This is a genomic window from Natronosalvus sp. KLKA75, assembly GCF_059736265.1.
In genome coordinates this window covers 1,546,826-1,562,263 of record NZ_CM185522.1, presented here as the reverse complement: position 1 = coordinate 1,562,263, position 15,438 = coordinate 1,546,826, and the positions used below count along the sequence as shown (strand labels likewise).

The following is a 15,438-nucleotide window of genomic DNA, read 5'->3' as shown; positions in this document are numbered from 1 at the left end:
CTAGCTGGCCATTTCACGACACGATTCGGCACACTTCGGAAGGACCTCCGCACAGGCCTGACAGTGGTCGTGGTCGTGCTGTTCGCACTCCTCGGCACAGGCCTCGCAGGCGTCCGCACAGATGGAGGCGAGGTCGCCGTGGTAATCCGAATCGCGTGCCATGAATCGCGCGTGCAACGTTGCCAGGTCGGCGACGTCCCGACAGAGCCGGATGCACTCGGCCATCTCCTCGCCGTGGTCGGCACACTCGTCCGCACACCACTCACAGACCTGGGCGGCCTCGAGGCAGTTGTCGATGCAGTCTTTCATCTCGTCGTCTCGCGGGAGCTGTTGTAGCGCCATCACAAGAACGAACAACACCAAACCGGATCAACGCCACACATGGTCATGCAAGCGTCGCCCGGCGCAGACGAGAGTGGGTCCCTCTCGAAGGAGCACGTGACTGCCAAACGGCTTTGGGAATCCGCGTCCTGGATCCAGTTATGGCGTCCGAAGGGGACCAAGAAGGCATTCGAGTCTGGCTGGTCGAGCGAACGTACTCCGACGACGAACAGAACCTCATCATCCTCGTCTACGCGACGCCCGACGGCGAGCGCTACTTCCGCAAGGAACGGGCGCTCACGAGTTTCACCGACGCTCGAGAGACGACCGCCGCACTCGAGGTCGACGCCGACAACCTCGGGTCGGTCGACGACCGCGACCAGCGGGAACGCTACGCGACCGAGGCATCCCGAATGGCTGCCGAGCACGAACCCGACGATCCAATATAGTGTCCCCGCAGGCTCAAACTCGAGTCGCTCCGTCCGTACTGGTGATTGATATTCGATCACTGTCGGTCGCGTCGCTCGAGACCACTGGCTGACGGTCTCGAGTACCGTGTCACGGTGAAAACAGATCTGCCGAACGCGTTCGAGGCTCGACTAATCGGCCGTCGAACGAGCGATTCGAGCGTTCTGGCGCATCGTGGCGATGGTGCTGTAGATGACGGCCCCACTGACCATGAACGCCGAGAGCAAGATTAGCGCGAAACTGATCGTGCTCAGGACCTCGATTCCGAGGTAATCTCCGGCCTGGCGGAACGCGACGGCGACCGAGCCACCCAGGAGCATCAGCCCGAAGTATATCTTGATGTCGCCCTCGTCGACGATGCTGGTCGCCGCCGAACCGATGCGGGCGCCGAGCGCGCTCCCGGCCAGCAGCGGCGCGACGATCGAGAGGTCGACGCCGCCCTCGAGGCCGTAGAGGAACGACCCGATCCCACCAGAGAAGACGATTTCGAACAGGTCGGTCCCGACGGCCACCGGAACGGGGACCCCGATCAGGTAGAACATGGCAGGCATGCGGATGAACCCGCCACCGACGCCGAGGAAGCCCGACAACAGCCCCGTGGCGAACGCGACGCCGAGGACCATCCACAGCGAGACTTTGATTCCGCCGGCGATGGTCATCATCGGGGGCACGTGGTAGGACTGGATCTTCTTCGCAAGGTCTGGGATGGCGTCCGGATCGATCTCCTCGTCGGCGGCGTCGTGGTGGCCGCTCGAGCTATCGGTACCGTCACTCTTCAGCGCGTTCCGGGTGACGAACAGACCGATTGCGCCCAACAGAACGACGTACGTGACGCCGATGACGCCGCTGGCGAGGCCGAGTTCCTCGAGGTAGAAGACCCCGATTCGCCCGACTTCGATGCCGGCGGTCGTCCCGACAATCATCAACCCGCCGAGTTTGTAGTCGACCTGGCCGAGGTCGTGGTGTTTCATCGTCGCGATGACGGCGGTCCCGAAGACGAACGCCATGCCGCTCCCGACCGCGACGCGGGCCGGGTAGCCCATGACCAGGAGCGCCGGCGTCACGAGGAAGGATCCGCCCATCCCGAAGAAGCCGAACAGGACGCCGACCATGAAGCCGAAGCTCACGAACAGGACGAGCATCGTGAGCGCGATGCCGAATACCTCCATGTTAGACGTTCTCGATCGTGGCGATCAGGGGCGGTGCGCCGACTCGCTCGAGCAAGCCGTATCCTCCGTAGAGGACGATCGCCTCGACGAGGACGGCTCCCACGAGGACGCCTGCCTGTACTGGTTCCGACAGGGAGGCGAGCTCGATCATTCGTCTCGACCTCCGTTCTTCGCGCGTTCCGGTTGTGTACGGATCATGGTTTTCTGCTCATTACCTTCTACTGCAGAAGTGCCTATAACGCTTTTGGGATTAGTGCACAATATTACTGTCACCTATCCCACGCCTAACCAACAGAGATATTCGAATACGTTACAGGAATACGAAGACCTTCGCCGGGAGGGTTGAGCACGGGCCCTATCGTCTCACGCGCAGATCGACTCCCAGCCACGACAACGCGTGGTCACCAGTCACGAGGGCATCTAGTCAAATGCACCTGTTTCGCTCGCCTGTCGACGCGCTCGCTGTAACCGTTCGCTGGCTGATCTCCATCGCACCGGCGAATCGAGGACTCGAGCCATCTGTGCGGATCACGGAGAACGAACGGTGGCAAATTCGTACGCCTCCCCAACTGCACCGAGCGACCAGTTGTACACGTCGAATAGAGCGATCAATGCCCGAGACATTCCCAACACGGTATTGGGTGTACGAAACAATATTAAACCTGGAGATCCCTAGTGACGTTATGAAGGCCGTCATCGCAACCGACCTGTCCGCAGCCAGTGAAGCCACGATCGAGACCGAGACCTGCCTCGAGTGCCTCGGCCGGATCGGCATCGAGGAGATTCACCTGGTGACGGTCATCCCCTTGAACGTGCACGCGGGCATGCCCGGCATGGACTTCGAGGGGCGGCGCGAGCGCGCACTCGAGCGATACCGAAACGTCATCGAGGGCGCCGGCTTCGACGTCGAGAGCCACGTCGTCCGGGGAACGCCCCACCGACGAATCAGGGGCATCGCGGAGACGATCGGTGCGAGCATGACGATCGTCGGCTCCCGCGGGAAGAGCCCGCTCGAGAACCGGGTGATCGGGTCGACCGCACGTAACCTGGCGCGAACGAGCGAGACGCCGTTGCTCGTCAACCGGATCGAGCGCGGCGTCGACGAACCCGAAATCGTCCGCAAACACCTGTTCCAGCGGATGCTCTACGCGACGGACTTCTCCGAGAACGCCGACCGCGCGTTCGACGCGTTCTCGTATCTCCGGCACGCTACCGAGGAGGCGACCCTCGTTCACGTCGAGACGCCGAAAGACCCCGGGCTACCAGAGGGGGAGGATCCCCGCCAGCGACTCGAGGAACTCGCTGACCAGCTCGAGGAGTGGGGAATCGACACTCGGATCGAGATACGGCAGGGCGACCCGGCCGACGAAATCCTCGACGTCGAGTCCGAGTACGAGCCGACGACGACCCTCGTTGGCTCACGCGGACACAGCCGCCTGCGACGGCTCCTGCTCGGGAGCGTCTCCGAGGACATCGTTGCCCGCGCGAAGGGGAACGTGTTGCTCGTGTCGCCGCGCGTAGCCTGATCGGTCGAGGGCCGATTTTCTGCCGGTCAGAACCGCGCCCGTGCCGCCTCGAGGTCCGCTCGCGTGTCGATGCTGTCGAACGAGTCGAGCGTCGCGTATCGTTTCCAGTCGGCCGGCTCGAAGACGGTCCACTCGAGCCTGTCGAGCGCGGCCAGTATCTTGCCCTCGTCGGCCTCGAGCGCCGCGCGACAGGCGTCGGCCATCGGTTCCGCCCGGTAGACCGCGTGGGTCGTCTGGAACCAGCCGTCCGGGTGTTTCGGAACGACGGCTGCCGTCCGTTCGTCGGAATCGCGAGCGTCACCGCCCTCGAGTCGCTCGAACAGCGCCTCGAACAACGCCGGTTCCACGAACGGCATGTCACACGCCACGACCGCCGCGACGGGAGCGCTCGCGGCCTCGAGACCCGTCGCGATCCCGGCGAGGGGGCCGCGGTCGGGCGTCTGGTCGACGGCCACCTGGATCGTCCGCGACTCGGATTCGACTGCGCCCCGGAGGACGTCGACCTGCTCGGCGCGGCAGTTGACGACGAGTTCGTCCGTCACGTCCTCGAGTCGGTCGGCGACGTGACCGATCAACGGGGTGCCGTCGAGGTCGGCGACTGCCTTGTCGCCGTCCTGGAAGCGAGTCGAAAATCCGCCCGCGATGATGACGCCGGCGCGCGAGGATGTCTCGGGCATCGTGGCTCGAGTTCCCCTTGGCGGTCCGGGTGAATCAGTGCATCGAAGCAAACGAGAGAATCCTCGAGATGGGGAGGAAGCGAAAACCGTTATTGACGTGCCGGACTCGAGCGTCGGCGAGCAAAGAGCGCCGGGAGCGCCCGGGCGGAAATGATCCGTTTCTCGAGACAGTCCGTGCGCTCGTGAACGGTCTATTTTTGGCCGACGCTCGTACCGGTTGACATGCACGGACAAGGGCTTCGCTGGGTACAACTCGGTGGCGAGGACCTCGATTCGTTTCTCGACCGGGGCGGGACCGGCGTTCTCTCGTTCGGCTCGACCGCCGAGGAACCGCCGTTCTCGATTCCGGTTTCCTACGGCTACTACGCGGACGAGGGCCACTTCTACTTCCGGCTATCGTTCCCGGAGGGACACAGCGGCGGCAAGACAGCGGTCCTCGACCGACCGGTCTCGTTCGTCGTCTACGCGGAGACCGACGACGGCTGGCACAGCGTCGTGGCGACCGGATCGCTCGAGGAGATCTCGGACGCGCCATACGAATCGGCGGCGGTTCAGGGGATGTGGGCAGTACAAATTCCGGCCGTCGACGTCTTCGAACGGCCGCCCGACGACGTGACGTTTCGCGACTTTCGGCTCGTGCCGGACCGCGTCACTGGCCGGAGAGAAGTCGAGACGGCGGAGTGACCGTCGCTCGGATTCAGTGGCATTGGGATTGTGAAGCCGTCTACTGCCCGGACTTCCACTCGCCGTGCTCGCCCTCACGAAACTCCCCTTTCGCCTGCCGCTCGCGCGGCCAGAGGCCGATGGCGACGGCGGCTAGGTACCAGAGGGCGCACACGGCGACGACCACCTCGCCAGAAACGAGGGCGATCGACGCCGACTCGAGCCAGGCGTCGCTGGGGACGAACGCCGTGATCCGAAAGGCCCACGCCAGCACCAGTACGGTGAACAGCGCCAGGTAGATTCGTCGGAGTCGGTTCGCGAGCGCCTCGAGCGTCGACACTTTCACCGTCGGCCGTCGGTAGTCGTCGCTCAGTTCGACACGCCAGTCGGCGTTATCGACGGGCGCGTCGGGATCGAGCGCCGCCGCCAGCAGATTCTGTTGCATGAGGCGGACGCGAGCGCGATACACGTCGTAATCCCGGTAGCGTCTGGCTTCGATGAACAGGAACGTGGTGACCACCAGGCCCGCGATCAGGATGATGTAGTGGGGGTTGTCCGTACTCGAGAACGCCCAGGTCAGGATGGCCGTCATGATGGTAACGCTCCAGGTCGTCGTCTGATCGAGGCGCGAGCGCCAGGTCGTTTCCCGGGAGACTTCCCCACGATAGGTGTTCCTAACACCGAACTGATGGTCGTTCGGTCCTGCTCGAGGTCGCTTCCGATCGCTGCGTCGCCGTCTCGTGCTCGTGTATCGCCGGTGTCGGTCGCGTCGTCGCTCGAGGGTAGCATATGGGTGTTACGCGGGCGAAGATGATGAACGAAGGTGGGGGTGCCGGTGGTCTCGAGGCGCGGACGTACTCGCAAGAAGAACAGCGATTGGACCCGTTATCGGCCCAGCAGACTCCCGTCGGCCCACTTCTCCTCGTACTCGGCGTCGTCGGCTATCAGCATGAGGATGCCCTCGATTATTCCGAGGATCTCCGGAATAAACGTCCAGAAGAAACACAGATACAGTACGCCGAGTTTCATGTTCCCCTGGTAGAACTTGTGGGCACCGATTCCGCCGAGAAACAGTGCGAGAACACCGGCGACAACCTTGTCCGAATTGGCCGATCCACCGCCCGACGCGGGCTGTCGAGTGCCACACTCCGGACACAGTTCCGCCTGCTTGGCGATGAGCGACCCGCACTCGACGCAGTACTTCTCGTTCGCGCCGCGTTCCCCGTGGCTTCCCTCGAGGGAAATCGATTGATTGACTCCGCAACTCGGGCAAACCGATGCCTGATCCTGGATTTCGTCGCCGCAGTTGATGCAGTGTTTCATGGACAGGTGTCAGCGAAACTTCTCACGCTCGAGGTAAATAACCAGGTGCAAGAGGTGCTGTTCAGTCGGATCGGCGAAGCGAGTACGAGAGCAAGAGGGCGGCGAGGAGCCCGTAGATGAGACCGACGACGAGGACCGCCAGCACCGACTCGAGGAACAGGAGCGAGAGACCCAGTCCGTAGCCAAATCCGAGCAGTGCGCCGGTCAGCGTTCGAACGGCGTTCGTTCCGCGGGTCTCTCGAAAGGTCGTCATCGACCAGTCGAGGAGTGCGGGTGCGGGCAAGATTGCCACGAGAAGCGTCGGGTTCGCTGGCAACGGAGCGAATAGATACGCGAGAAATCCGGCGACGATGCCCGGGTAGATACCCAGACACCGGGCACAGACGTCCACCCGGCGACCGAAGACGACCGGCGAGTAACACCGGTGTCGTTCCGAGGGCAGGTGGTGGGCGAGCAGGAACCGCCGGGTCTCGGTGAGCCCCTTCCGGAGTTCCGCTCGGTCGACGTCCATACGTACTCGTGTCGGAGCGACCGGATGAATCTACTGGACGGTCACGCTGGCTCGAGCGACGCCCCTATCCGCATCCGACCCGAATCGATATCACCATGTCGTCAGACGAAACCGACGCCGAACGAACGGTGATCCGAAGCGGCCGGAAGTTCGAACAGGCGTACCGCCTCGACGCGGACGAGGTCGGCGCCTTCCTGATCTCCCTGGGCGAACAACTCCAGGCGGGCAACGAACTCACGATCAGCGGCGAGGAGTGGGAACTCCCCTTCGCGTTCGGCGAACCGATCGAGCTGGAGATCGACTTCGACGGGGTGGGCGACCCGGAACTCGAGATCGAACTCGAGCTTCCGGGACGGACCGACGAAACTGCGCCGCGAGTCGAGTAAGCCGAACGAGCCAAGCGAATCGGATCCCCGCGCCGACGAATCGAGGTGCGTTCGAGGACGACGGTCTCGACTCTCTCGTCGGTCGGAAGAGACCTTTAATGATCCTAGGACTCATTGGGTGATACCTTTTTATGTATTACCGTGATTGAGTGGTATAGAATGGGCACTCGATCACCGACGTACGTGCACAAATCGTGTGCGTACATCACTCGAGACGAAGCGGAGCTACTGGCGTTCGAGAGCCCCGAGCACGACGGACTGCAGATTCCGAAGGGAACGATCGAATCCGGCGAGTCACCTCGAGCGGCCGTCTTTCGCGAAATCGTCGAGGAGAGCGGCCTCAGCGCGGTTGGCCCGACCAGCCACGTCGCCACCGACGTCTGGAACCGGTACGAATCCCCACCGAAGTACTACGTCAGACACTTCTTCCATGCGACGGTCCACGACGCGCCCGACGAGTTCACCCACGTCGTCACCGGCGAGGGCGAGGAGGTCGGCCTCGAGTTCGAGTACTCCTGGATCGACCTCCGAGAGCCACACTCGTTCGCGCTCGACCTGGACGACTACCTCTACCTGCTCGAGGGAGCGCCGGACCAGCCGAGGGCCGTCGGCTCCGCCGCTGACTGATCGCAGTGCGCTCCCCTGGACGGGCCCGGGCGACGCGATTCTCGGACAGGTAGCTGGCGATTGGAACCCCGATATCGACCCTTCTCCGAGTACGAAGCGACCCCGGGACTTTCGAAAAGTTCGCACTCGAGACTCGAGGCACAGGCAACTGAAATGCTGAAAGCCAGTGCACAGAAGAACCTCCAGACACGTGACGCCTCCCGGCTCGTCGAAAACGAGCGGAGGAAGTATAACGCTTCGAACGATGGAGCCAGATTCAATCGTCAGCGCCGTGAGCGCGGTCGTCACCGGGGGACATCGCCTCGCCGATCGTCCCCGCAGTCCGACGGAGGAGGAGCAAAAATTCTCGACGACGCTGGACGAACAACGTCACCCCGAGAACGATGTAGACGATGGAGTACGCCAGCAAAAGTTCGATACTCGAGACGGGGAGCGTCACGAAGTCTCGGATGATAATGAACTCGAGCAGAACCTGCGAGAGGAACAACACGAGCAGCGTCAGCGCCTCCGTGACGGAGATTTCGAACCGGATTAGCAACGAGACGGCGAAGAACGACTGGGCGGCGGTGAGCCAGATTTCGGCCTCCTGTTTGAAGTCAAACGCGAGCACGCCGTAGCGCCCCAGCGCGATCGAGTAGACGACCACGAGCGTCCCGATGAGCAGCGTCCACTGGTTGAGCTTCGAGGAAATGAGGGCGTTGAACCCCGCCGTCGATCGCGCCTTGTTCACCAGGTAGACGACGACGATGAGCTCCGGCGCCTCGGAAGCCAGCGGGGCGATCCACTGGATCATGAAGAACGCGGGGATGCCGATTCCCTCGCCCAGGAACTCGAGACCGTGAGCGAAGGGTTCGACGGCCGTAAAGATCATCGTCCCGGAGTACGCGAACAGCGCAAACACGGTGGCTATCCGGAGTCGTTTCGGGAATTGCTGGAGGTACGCCGGAACGCCGACGTGATCCATGTCGGGTTCGACGTCGCCGCGGATGATTACCGCGATGTAACAGACGTAGAGTCCGACCAGGACCAGCATGTCGAAGATGTCGATGCCGCCGTTGAACGGCACGAGGAACGCCCACAGGGTCGCCAGCAGGAGGAAAACGACCTCGAGGCCGATCTCGCGGTCGAGAACGACCGAATCGGAGAGGATGCCGCGTCGGTTTCGCACCGCTGGATCGTCGGACGCCCCAGTCCGATAGATCGTAAAGAGCGCGACGCCGGCCCAGCCGAGACCGATGAGGATGCGGTTCGCGCCGGTCATGTTGGCGACGGCGAGGTTCCCGGCTTCGGCGCCCCGCGGGGTTCCCGCGAATGCGCCCGCGTTCCACGCGTAGAGCGCGTCGACGGCGTACTCGGGGGCCACCGCCAGGACGGCCAAAACGGCAATCGCGAACGCCTGCGGGACGTCCTTCTCGGCGGTCTCGGCGGCCCACGCGAGGAGGAACGCCGAGCCGAGGACGGCGAGTCCCGTCACGAACACGGTCTCGAGGGTTGAGAGCGTGGCGAGCACGGTCGGTGCCTGGTACTCGAGTCCCAGCCGGGGCGCGAGCCATGGAAGGATGGTCGTTGCTCCGCCCACGACGACCCAGGGGAGCGTCAGTGCGAACGCTGCCGAAAGAGCGAGGAGGACTCGTCGGTTCATAGTGCAACTCTCGTGTCTCGTCAACTGAAACGCGTACCGGCCACCCTACGGTGCGCCCCGCGATGATACTGTGGCCTGCTACTGCTGTGAACCGTGTTCCTCGTACGGCTGCACGACGACGAACCCCTCCGATCCCGTGAACTCGAGCTGGTAGGTCTCGTCTGAAGACTGGCCGATCATGTTCGAGAGCGTCCGGTCGACGTGACTCCCGGGCGTCGTGCCGCTCCAGGCGACGGTCGCGCTCGGGTCGGTCCGGACCGGCGGCCGTAGTACCAGCGGCGACCCGTGGGTCGTTATCGCGACGCACCCCGGCCCCACGAGCGAGACGTTCGTCAATCCACCTGCCGAGAAGCCCGCGATGCTCTTGATGGTCCGGATTTCGTAGTTCACGCTCGATTCGAACGCGAGCACGTCGTCTCCGTTGACCGAAATCTCTTCGCCGTCCTCGAGTTCGAGTAGCTGGATCTTCTTCTCTTGATCTGCGAGGTAGAGGTGGCCGGTGCCGGTCGCCTCCATCACCGGAGTTCCCTCGCTCGTCGCTTTCTCCTTGAGGAATCCCTTGATGCCGCCCTCGGCGGAGGACTTTCCTTTGAACGAGACCTCGCCGCTGTAGGCGATCATCGAGCCGGCCTTCGCGATCACCGACCCGTCGAGGTCGATGTCCAGCAGTTTGTCGCTCTCGAGTTGAAAGGTCTCGCCACCCTCCCTGGGTTCGTTCGCATCGACAAATTCGTTGACGTTCATGATATCTGAGCCGTTTCGACTCTATCGGCTTCCATGGCAGAGGGTAGCCATATAGGTATGTATCTGGCGCTGTCGCGTCCTGCCGGTCGAAACCGGGTCCGACAACAGGTCGGTTATCCAGCAGGAGTCGGGACCGATCACTCGAGCGTAACGAGGTCTCACTTAGAAGGTTAGTAACCAATGCCGAATTCAGAGAGAGTTTCGCTCGATTCGTTGCTTTCGGCGACCGTCGCTTCTTCACTGAAAACAGTGACAGAGACCTCGTGTCCGGTTTCCTCGAGGATATCCTGTTGGAGAGCCGCAGCAGTCGTCGACGTGTCGCCGGTAACGGTAACGGTTACACCGGTCGGCGTCCTCGAAAAAAGGTTAGTTTCGTACGAAACCGAATGTGAGAGAACGGTCGCGTCGGTGTTCGCCATTACGCGTTCGACGTCGTTCTCGAAAGCGGCATCCTGGGTTGCGTCGAGGGTCGTACCGACAAGGAACGACGAGAGGAGGAGCACGCAGACAAGGAGGACGACGAACTGTTTTATCGCCTGCCCGCGTGCGATTTTCTCTTCCCGGTACCGTTTGGGGCGATAGCCCCGCATCCACAGGACGGCCATGCCCGCGAGGTTAATACAGAGAACGTTCACGAGTACGAGGATGGCAGTGCTCGCCGCGAGCACGGGGTCCCCGAAGGCGACCCCGATGCCGACGGCAGCTGCCGGAGGGATGAGCGCAGCTGCGATCATCACTCCGACCAGTACGGCACTCGCACCTGTGGTGAACGCCAGTGCGCCTGCGACACCTGAGGCAATCGCGATTACAACTGAGAGCACACCCGGATTCGTCCGCTGGGCGATTTGTTGGTGAGTCTGAATCTCTATGCCCGCGCCGATCGTATAGCGGACCACGAGCGAAAATACGAGCGCACTGACGACCGCGAGGACGACTCCGAGCACCTGTGCACGCACTCCTTCGCGGAACAACTCCGGCTCGTGAATCATTCGGCCGACACTTGCACCGATTGCGGGGCCGAGAAGGGGCGCGATTACCATCGAACCGACGATAACCGCCGCGCTGTCGGTCAACAGTCCCGCCGTGGCGACGACCGCGCTAAGGGCGATCAACGTGAAATAACTCGGACCAGATTCCGCCATCTGTTCGGCTTGAGAAAGTAACTCTTCGTGAGCGATGCGCGCGTTGTCCGTCGACTCCTTTGCTACACCCGTGGTTTCATCGCTCGTCTCGTACCGGTGTGAGACGAGCGTTTCGAGATCGCTAACGGCGACGAATCCCCGCTCTTGGATTCCTATGTCCCGGAGGCCGTCCATGAGCTGATCCGTAGCATCTGTCGAGACCGGAACGAGCAACATCGCCTCGTATTCGCGGTTAGATACTTCTTCGATGAGTGTGTAGTCGAGTTCGGAGTCGTCGAGGAACGAAATGACAGTGGCCCGTTCACCGCTCGGGACAGGAAACTGGACGAGCCGCATAGGGTGGAAACGCCTCCTGATCAAATAGAATCGTTGCCTCGCGGTTTGATCGTTCACTTCACTGTGAATGTAAAGCGGACGTATAGAACGGCTCGCCATCGATAGTCCGGCAACGGCGAGATCATCGCCACGGTTAGTGGCATGCCTACGTTACCTGCTCGCCGGGAGTTCCACGCCGTTTAGATGGATTCTAGCCCTGAAGTCGTCGTACTCGTGAGGGATTTCTGATGGCTGAGTCGACGTCCTCGTCGAGAGCGACACCTCGTGCAGGCAACAATATCGTCGTTTCCTAGTACTCGAAGAACCGCACGCGGACGGTCACTGAGTCCGAGACGCGGCGGCGTCACGCGTTCAGTCCCCAGTCGACATCCACCTCGACGGCTTTCCGCCCTCGTTCGACGCGTTCGACTTTCGTCCGACCGACGTGCTCGATGGCTTTCTCGCGGTCGAGCTCTCCGTCGAGGCACTGCGTGAGTACGAGGTCCTCCCACAGGTCTTCGAGACCGCGCTCGAGTGCCCGCTCGACACTTCTGACTCCGGAAGGCCGCGAATTTCGGCGATTTCTCGAACCCGGTCGGAGATTTCGGCGGCCATAGGCCACGATTGGCCGGCAACGCTCTCAAATCGTGTCCGTCTGTCCAGCGAGGAGCTGACCGGGGCCTATGTTCACACTTCCATCTTGTTCGATTCTGTTGTCGTGATGTTTGCATTCAACGAGTGTTGTGACTTCGTCTTCGTCGCCTTCGCTCACAACTAGAAGTCGATTTGCTTCTCCCCGTAATCATACGAATATTGCTTGTTCCACTTTACGTTATACGACCCAGATTCCTCGAGAAACTGGCCAGCGATCACCGCTGCCCCCATTCGCTCGTACTGCCTCCAAACGATTCACACACTGATTGACGATACGTCTGGCGATCAGGGACCCAATGACTTGTAGTCGCAACTGTAGTTCATCTTCATTTATTCCCTATGTTTTATGTAACCTTGATGAGAACATCCGATTGTCTTACCAGATATGCAGATTCCAACGAAGATCTGGGATAGCGGATGGGGTGCTCTCTTTCTCACCATCTATTCTCTTATGGCAATTCATATGATGGCCCCTGACAATCATGTATACAAGTCCTTCGCCGCACTGCCGACCATTCTCGTCATGTTCCTCGTTGAGCGGTACAGTAACGAGCTTATTGATTTCTGGGCAGGAGGAGAACTCTACCGTTCTACGGAGTACGTACATACGCTGACGGGTGAAGATCACTTCTATCATGCAGTGAATGAAAACGTCCAATTAAGCATCGACGACTTTGACCGACGGGCATACCAAAATAACATCACTATCCTCACGGGCCTCATCATCGCGATTAGTGCACCATTCCTCGGATTTTATAACCAGAACCTTGTCGGAGCCATAGTCGGCTTCGTTATTGCAGTCCTCGCAGTGCAATGGCTGAGCCGCAGGTCAATTGAGCAACTGAACACCTTGGCACGGGACATTACCGAACCATACAAAGCAAAATATGAAAATCAGTAGACTCCACATCAAGCAGTTCGCACGAAACGAATTCCCCGAGTTCACTAAGGACGATGTGTCCGGTGATGACCTCCTTATTATGGGAGGCAATCGATCCGGCAAGACCCTCACATTCAACGCGCTTCTATACGGCCTCTACGGTCCACAGGCGACCTTTGGGGTTTCACCGGGGCGCAAAAGCACAGTTCGATTTCACTTCGACGATGATGATATCGTCGAACGCGGAGGTGGAGGTCGAAAATACTCGCACGGCGACGAAACCTACGAAAAGGGGGAAGCAGACCAGAAAATCGAAGAGAGGATTGGTCCAGCGAAACTCGTCACCCTTCAGTTTCTCCTTTCCGAGAAGGACGAGTTACCACTTGCACAGCTATCCGGAGACGACCGTCTATCAGTGATTCGGCGTGTCGTGGATACCGACCTTCAGGATGAAATCGTGGCACTTCGAGAACAACGAGAAGAATTAGAGCATGAGATTGAACGAATTCAGCGAACAGAACTCCAGCCACGGAAAGAAGACCTAGACGATATCAACGTCGGCCAATATGAACGTCGACTGGAGAAAATCAAGCATCTTCAATCGCTCATCAACTCTGGACGGATTGATATCATCAAACAACGGCTTTTGGATAACGAGGAGATCCGTGAGGAACTGAGCGACCTCAACACTAGGAAACGGGGAGTCGCACAAGAACTTCGGAAGAAACAACGTCAGCTACGTGAAGCACGGCGCTATACACAACAGGTCAACAACATCATTGTCGACGCGATCCAGGAATTGACCTGTGCCGTTTGCGATCAGATCGTCGTCGAAGAAACCGCAAAACAACGCCTCCAAAATGGCCGCTGTCCGCAATGTGGTCGGAAGCGTGACTTGGACGAACTGAAAAGCCACCTCAACTCCAAAGTTGAACGCGCAGATGACGATGTCGAGGCGCTGGAAACAAAAATCGAAGAACTCCAAGAGGAGAAGGACGAACTTGAGAACGAGATTGAGTCACTACAGGATTCCGTCCCGGATTTGTCTGACCTGAATGATCTCGCCCAACATACGCTTGAGGACAACGACTACGACATTGATGCGGTGGCAGAACGAACACGAAAGGAACTGGATCAACACCGAGAACATATTGAGGAATTACAAGAACGCAAAGACCGGCTTGAGGCGGAAGTTGTAGAGATCGAGGCTACACTTGCTGATCTGGATGATGAACTTACTGCTATAAACGACCGTATAGACGAACTCTCTCAGGAGAGCTTTGAAGAGATTATACAGTCGTTCCGAGACGCATGGTCAGACAACTACCAGGAAATGGCTCCTGAGTTGGCTGTCGAAATTAACATAGAATCCGATGGGACAATTATTCTTCCAGGAAATGAAGGTGCTCGGGAATATGATGAACTAAGTACTGGGGAAATCTGGCTCCTGAACTTGTCGTTTGCATATACGCTAGCAGAGCAAGCAACCGAAGCCGAAGAAGGCGGGCACAACTGGGAAATCCTTGTTCTCGACGAACCCTTTGCAAACATCGATGAAGACATCCGAGAGGAAACACTCGAGTACATCCGCGATTCCGATATTCAGTTTATCATCATGACCTCAAACGAGGAGCTGGAGTCCCACTTCAATCCGCAGCAAGTCAAATCTCTAGACCGAATTCAGGTCCAGTACACGTTTGACGATATGGAGGAGTTGATTGCTGATGACTGATGACGAAGCTCACCATCCGCGACTCTTACTATTAGACGAAGCAGACGGGGAAATCAAAGGCCGGGCTAAGTATCACAAACTGCTCTACAATTACGTTGACGAGGAAGCTGAGGACTCGGAGTTGGCGTTTGTAAGGGAAGAACGGGGTCCGTATGATCCGGGACTGTCTCAGGCGATGCAGCGGTATATCGACCTAGGACATGTCGAAGTAGATGAAGAGAATGAACCACACGAAATTCGCCAAACGGAGAAAGGCGAGCGGTATATGAGCGGGTACGAGCGAACCAAGATGCGGCTTGATGAAACGTTCCGACAAACAAAGAAGCGGATAGCAGAGACTGTGAAAAAACACGGTGAAAAGAGCGCAAATGAGATGGTCCAAGAGGAGAATATTCAGGAAGCGAAGGAAAATCCGTTCCGGAAAGAGCTGAAGTAGTCTGATTCTACCCGACTATATGCCGTTCATTGCTCGGAAGGACCACCGGACTGTAATCCCTGAGGAGGTGAGCGATGAAGAAGATGTTATTTGCCCGTCCTGTTGTGAGCAGATGCGGGCGCGAGGACCGTTCGAGAATGGGACGGGTCGTCACTTCTACCATCTGTCAGGCAGCAATGCAGGCGGCTGTAACGGTGTTCCCGGAGGTGAATCGGACACACA

At 59.6% G+C, this 15,438-nt stretch carries 17 protein-coding genes and 2 pseudogenes; 8 read left to right on the top strand and 11 right to left on the bottom strand.

Annotated features, from left to right (window positions below; translation table 11 throughout):
- Nucleotides 1-342, bottom strand: coding sequence for a four-helix bundle copper-binding protein (locus AC6I65_RS07490; RefSeq protein WP_497901301.1), 342 nt, complete (start codon nt 340-342; stop codon nt 1-3).
- A gap of 140 nt (nt 343-482) precedes the next feature.
- On the opposite strand from AC6I65_RS07490, the gene AC6I65_RS07485 reads away from it, so the two are divergent.
- Nucleotides 483-770: a DUF7967 family protein gene (locus AC6I65_RS07485; protein ID WP_497901300.1), complete on the top strand. Its 288-nt coding sequence runs from the start codon at nt 483-485 to the stop codon at nt 768-770.
- Between the two features lie 150 nt (nt 771-920).
- On the opposite strand, the gene AC6I65_RS07480 is transcribed toward AC6I65_RS07485, so the two are convergent.
- Complete coding sequence (locus AC6I65_RS07480; protein WP_497901299.1) at nt 921-1,958, bottom strand: sulfite exporter TauE/SafE family protein; 1,038 nt, start codon at nt 1,956-1,958, stop codon at nt 921-923.
- Nucleotide 1,959: 1 nt separating this feature from the next.
- Nucleotides 1,960-2,109 (bottom strand): DUF7512 family protein, encoded by a 150-nt coding sequence (locus AC6I65_RS07475; protein ID WP_497901298.1) that lies wholly within the window; start codon nt 2,107-2,109, stop codon nt 1,960-1,962.
- Between the two features lie 532 nt (nt 2,110-2,641).
- On the opposite strand from AC6I65_RS07475, the gene AC6I65_RS07470 reads away from it, so the two are divergent.
- A complete protein-coding gene (locus AC6I65_RS07470; RefSeq protein WP_497901297.1) occupies nt 2,642-3,484 on the top strand; it encodes a universal stress protein in 843 nt (280 codons plus the stop codon).
- Nucleotides 3,485-3,510: 26 nt separating this feature from the next.
- Here the strand turns inward: AC6I65_RS07470 and mobA are convergent, their stop codons facing one another.
- Complete coding sequence (gene mobA / locus AC6I65_RS07465; RefSeq protein WP_497901296.1) at nt 3,511-4,161, bottom strand: molybdenum cofactor guanylyltransferase; 651 nt, start codon at nt 4,159-4,161, stop codon at nt 3,511-3,513.
- A gap of 222 nt (nt 4,162-4,383) precedes the next feature.
- On the opposite strand from mobA, the gene AC6I65_RS07460 reads away from it, so the two are divergent.
- The gene (locus AC6I65_RS07460) at nt 4,384-4,845 is read left to right on the top strand and encodes a pyridoxamine 5'-phosphate oxidase family protein (RefSeq protein WP_497901295.1); all 462 of its coding nucleotides are present in this window, start codon (nt 4,384-4,386) and stop codon (nt 4,843-4,845) included.
- Nucleotides 4,846-4,885: 40 nt separating this feature from the next.
- On the opposite strand, the pseudogene AC6I65_RS07455 reads toward AC6I65_RS07460, so the two are convergent.
- The 3 genes and pseudogenes from AC6I65_RS07455 to AC6I65_RS07445 form a co-directional block, all read right to left on the bottom strand.
- Nucleotides 4,886-5,613 (bottom strand): annotated as a pseudogene (locus AC6I65_RS07455) (DUF2270 domain-containing protein).
- Nucleotides 5,614-5,709: 96 nt separating this feature from the next.
- Nucleotides 5,710-6,147: an NINE protein gene (locus tag AC6I65_RS07450; RefSeq protein WP_497901294.1), complete on the bottom strand. Its 438-nt coding sequence runs from the start codon at nt 6,145-6,147 to the stop codon at nt 5,710-5,712.
- 61 nt (nt 6,148-6,208) lie between these two features.
- Nucleotides 6,209-6,658: a DUF2085 domain-containing protein gene (locus AC6I65_RS07445; protein WP_497901293.1), complete on the bottom strand. Its 450-nt coding sequence runs from the start codon at nt 6,656-6,658 to the stop codon at nt 6,209-6,211.
- A 95-nt stretch (nt 6,659-6,753) separates the two neighbouring features.
- Here AC6I65_RS07445 and AC6I65_RS07440 point away from each other — a divergent pair, with 95 nt between their 5' ends.
- Both AC6I65_RS07440 and AC6I65_RS07435 read left to right on the top strand, forming a co-directional pair.
- Nucleotides 6,754-7,044 (top strand): amphi-Trp domain-containing protein, encoded by a 291-nt coding sequence (locus AC6I65_RS07440; protein ID WP_497901292.1) that lies wholly within the window; start codon nt 6,754-6,756, stop codon nt 7,042-7,044.
- A 159-nt stretch (nt 7,045-7,203) separates the two neighbouring features.
- Nucleotides 7,204-7,671, top strand: a complete 468-nt coding sequence (locus AC6I65_RS07435) for an NUDIX hydrolase (RefSeq protein ID WP_497901291.1) — start codon at nt 7,204-7,206, stop codon at nt 7,669-7,671.
- 256 nt (nt 7,672-7,927) lie between these two features.
- Here AC6I65_RS07435 and AC6I65_RS07430 read toward each other — a convergent pair whose 3' ends face one another.
- The 4 genes and pseudogenes from AC6I65_RS07430 to AC6I65_RS07415 all read right to left on the bottom strand — a co-directional run bounded on the left by AC6I65_RS07430 (nt 7,928) and on the right by AC6I65_RS07415 (nt 12,129).
- Entirely contained in the window at nt 7,928-9,313 is a 1,386-nt protein-coding gene (locus AC6I65_RS07430; RefSeq protein WP_497901290.1) for a calcium:cation antiporter family protein, read from the bottom strand.
- 78 nt (nt 9,314-9,391) lie between these two features.
- Nucleotides 9,392-10,057, bottom strand: a complete 666-nt coding sequence (locus AC6I65_RS07425) for an AIM24 family protein (protein WP_497901289.1) — start codon at nt 10,055-10,057, stop codon at nt 9,392-9,394.
- Between the two features lie 170 nt (nt 10,058-10,227).
- Entirely contained in the window at nt 10,228-11,535 is a 1,308-nt protein-coding gene (locus AC6I65_RS07420; protein WP_497901288.1) for a TIGR00341 family protein, read from the bottom strand.
- 343 nt (nt 11,536-11,878) lie between these two features.
- Nucleotides 11,879-12,129 (bottom strand): annotated as a pseudogene (locus AC6I65_RS07415) (hypothetical protein).
- A gap of 424 nt (nt 12,130-12,553) precedes the next feature.
- On the opposite strand from AC6I65_RS07415, the gene AC6I65_RS07410 reads away from it, so the two are divergent.
- The 3 genes from AC6I65_RS07410 to AC6I65_RS07400 all read left to right on the top strand — a co-directional run bounded on the left by AC6I65_RS07410 (nt 12,554) and on the right by AC6I65_RS07400 (nt 15,216).
- Nucleotides 12,554-13,069, top strand: coding sequence for a hypothetical protein (locus tag AC6I65_RS07410; protein ID WP_497901287.1), 516 nt, complete (start codon nt 12,554-12,556; stop codon nt 13,067-13,069).
- A 79-nt stretch (nt 13,070-13,148) separates the two neighbouring features.
- Nucleotides 13,149-14,780, top strand: a complete 1,632-nt coding sequence (locus AC6I65_RS07405; protein ID WP_497901286.1) for an SbcC/MukB-like Walker B domain-containing protein — start codon at nt 13,149-13,151, stop codon at nt 14,778-14,780.
- Nucleotides 14,773-15,216: a hypothetical protein gene (locus tag AC6I65_RS07400; RefSeq protein WP_497901285.1), complete on the top strand. Its 444-nt coding sequence runs from the start codon at nt 14,773-14,775 to the stop codon at nt 15,214-15,216. The genes AC6I65_RS07405 and AC6I65_RS07400 overlap by 8 nt, the downstream gene beginning before the upstream one ends.
- Nucleotides 15,217-15,438: the final 222 nt, after the last annotated feature.

Coding starts and splice junctions, on each gene's coding strand:
- AC6I65_RS07450 (WP_497901294.1), bottom strand. CDS start 6,147: ATGAAACACTGCATCAACTGCGGCGACGAAATCCAGGATCAGGCATCG.
- AC6I65_RS07400 (WP_497901285.1), top strand. CDS start 14,773: ATGACTGATGACGAAGCTCACCATCCGCGACTCTTACTATTAGACGAA.
- AC6I65_RS07485 (WP_497901300.1), top strand. CDS start 483: ATGGCGTCCGAAGGGGACCAAGAAGGCATTCGAGTCTGGCTGGTCGAG.
- AC6I65_RS07460 (WP_497901295.1), top strand. CDS start 4,384: ATGCACGGACAAGGGCTTCGCTGGGTACAACTCGGTGGCGAGGACCTC.
- AC6I65_RS07490 (WP_497901301.1), bottom strand. CDS start 342: ATGGCGCTACAACAGCTCCCGCGAGACGACGAGATGAAAGACTGCATC.
- AC6I65_RS07420 (WP_497901288.1), bottom strand. CDS start 11,535: ATGCGGCTCGTCCAGTTTCCTGTCCCGAGCGGTGAACGGGCCACTGTC.
- AC6I65_RS07410 (WP_497901287.1), top strand. CDS start 12,554: ATGCAGATTCCAACGAAGATCTGGGATAGCGGATGGGGTGCTCTCTTT.
- AC6I65_RS07430 (WP_497901290.1), bottom strand. CDS start 9,313: ATGAACCGACGAGTCCTCCTCGCTCTTTCGGCAGCGTTCGCACTGACG.
- AC6I65_RS07470 (WP_497901297.1), top strand. CDS start 2,642: ATGAAGGCCGTCATCGCAACCGACCTGTCCGCAGCCAGTGAAGCCACG.
- AC6I65_RS07425 (WP_497901289.1), bottom strand. CDS start 10,057: ATGAACGTCAACGAATTTGTCGATGCGAACGAACCCAGGGAGGGTGGC.
- AC6I65_RS07445 (WP_497901293.1), bottom strand. CDS start 6,658: ATGGACGTCGACCGAGCGGAACTCCGGAAGGGGCTCACCGAGACCCGG.
- AC6I65_RS07480 (WP_497901299.1), bottom strand. CDS start 1,958: ATGGAGGTATTCGGCATCGCGCTCACGATGCTCGTCCTGTTCGTGAGC.
- AC6I65_RS07475 (WP_497901298.1), bottom strand. CDS start 2,109: ATGATCGAGCTCGCCTCCCTGTCGGAACCAGTACAGGCAGGCGTCCTC.
- AC6I65_RS07440 (WP_497901292.1), top strand. CDS start 6,754: ATGTCGTCAGACGAAACCGACGCCGAACGAACGGTGATCCGAAGCGGC.
- AC6I65_RS07405 (WP_497901286.1), top strand. CDS start 13,149: ATGGGAGGCAATCGATCCGGCAAGACCCTCACATTCAACGCGCTTCTA.
- mobA (WP_497901296.1), bottom strand. CDS start 4,161: ATGCCCGAGACATCCTCGCGCGCCGGCGTCATCATCGCGGGCGGATTT.
- AC6I65_RS07435 (WP_497901291.1), top strand. CDS start 7,204: ATGGGCACTCGATCACCGACGTACGTGCACAAATCGTGTGCGTACATC.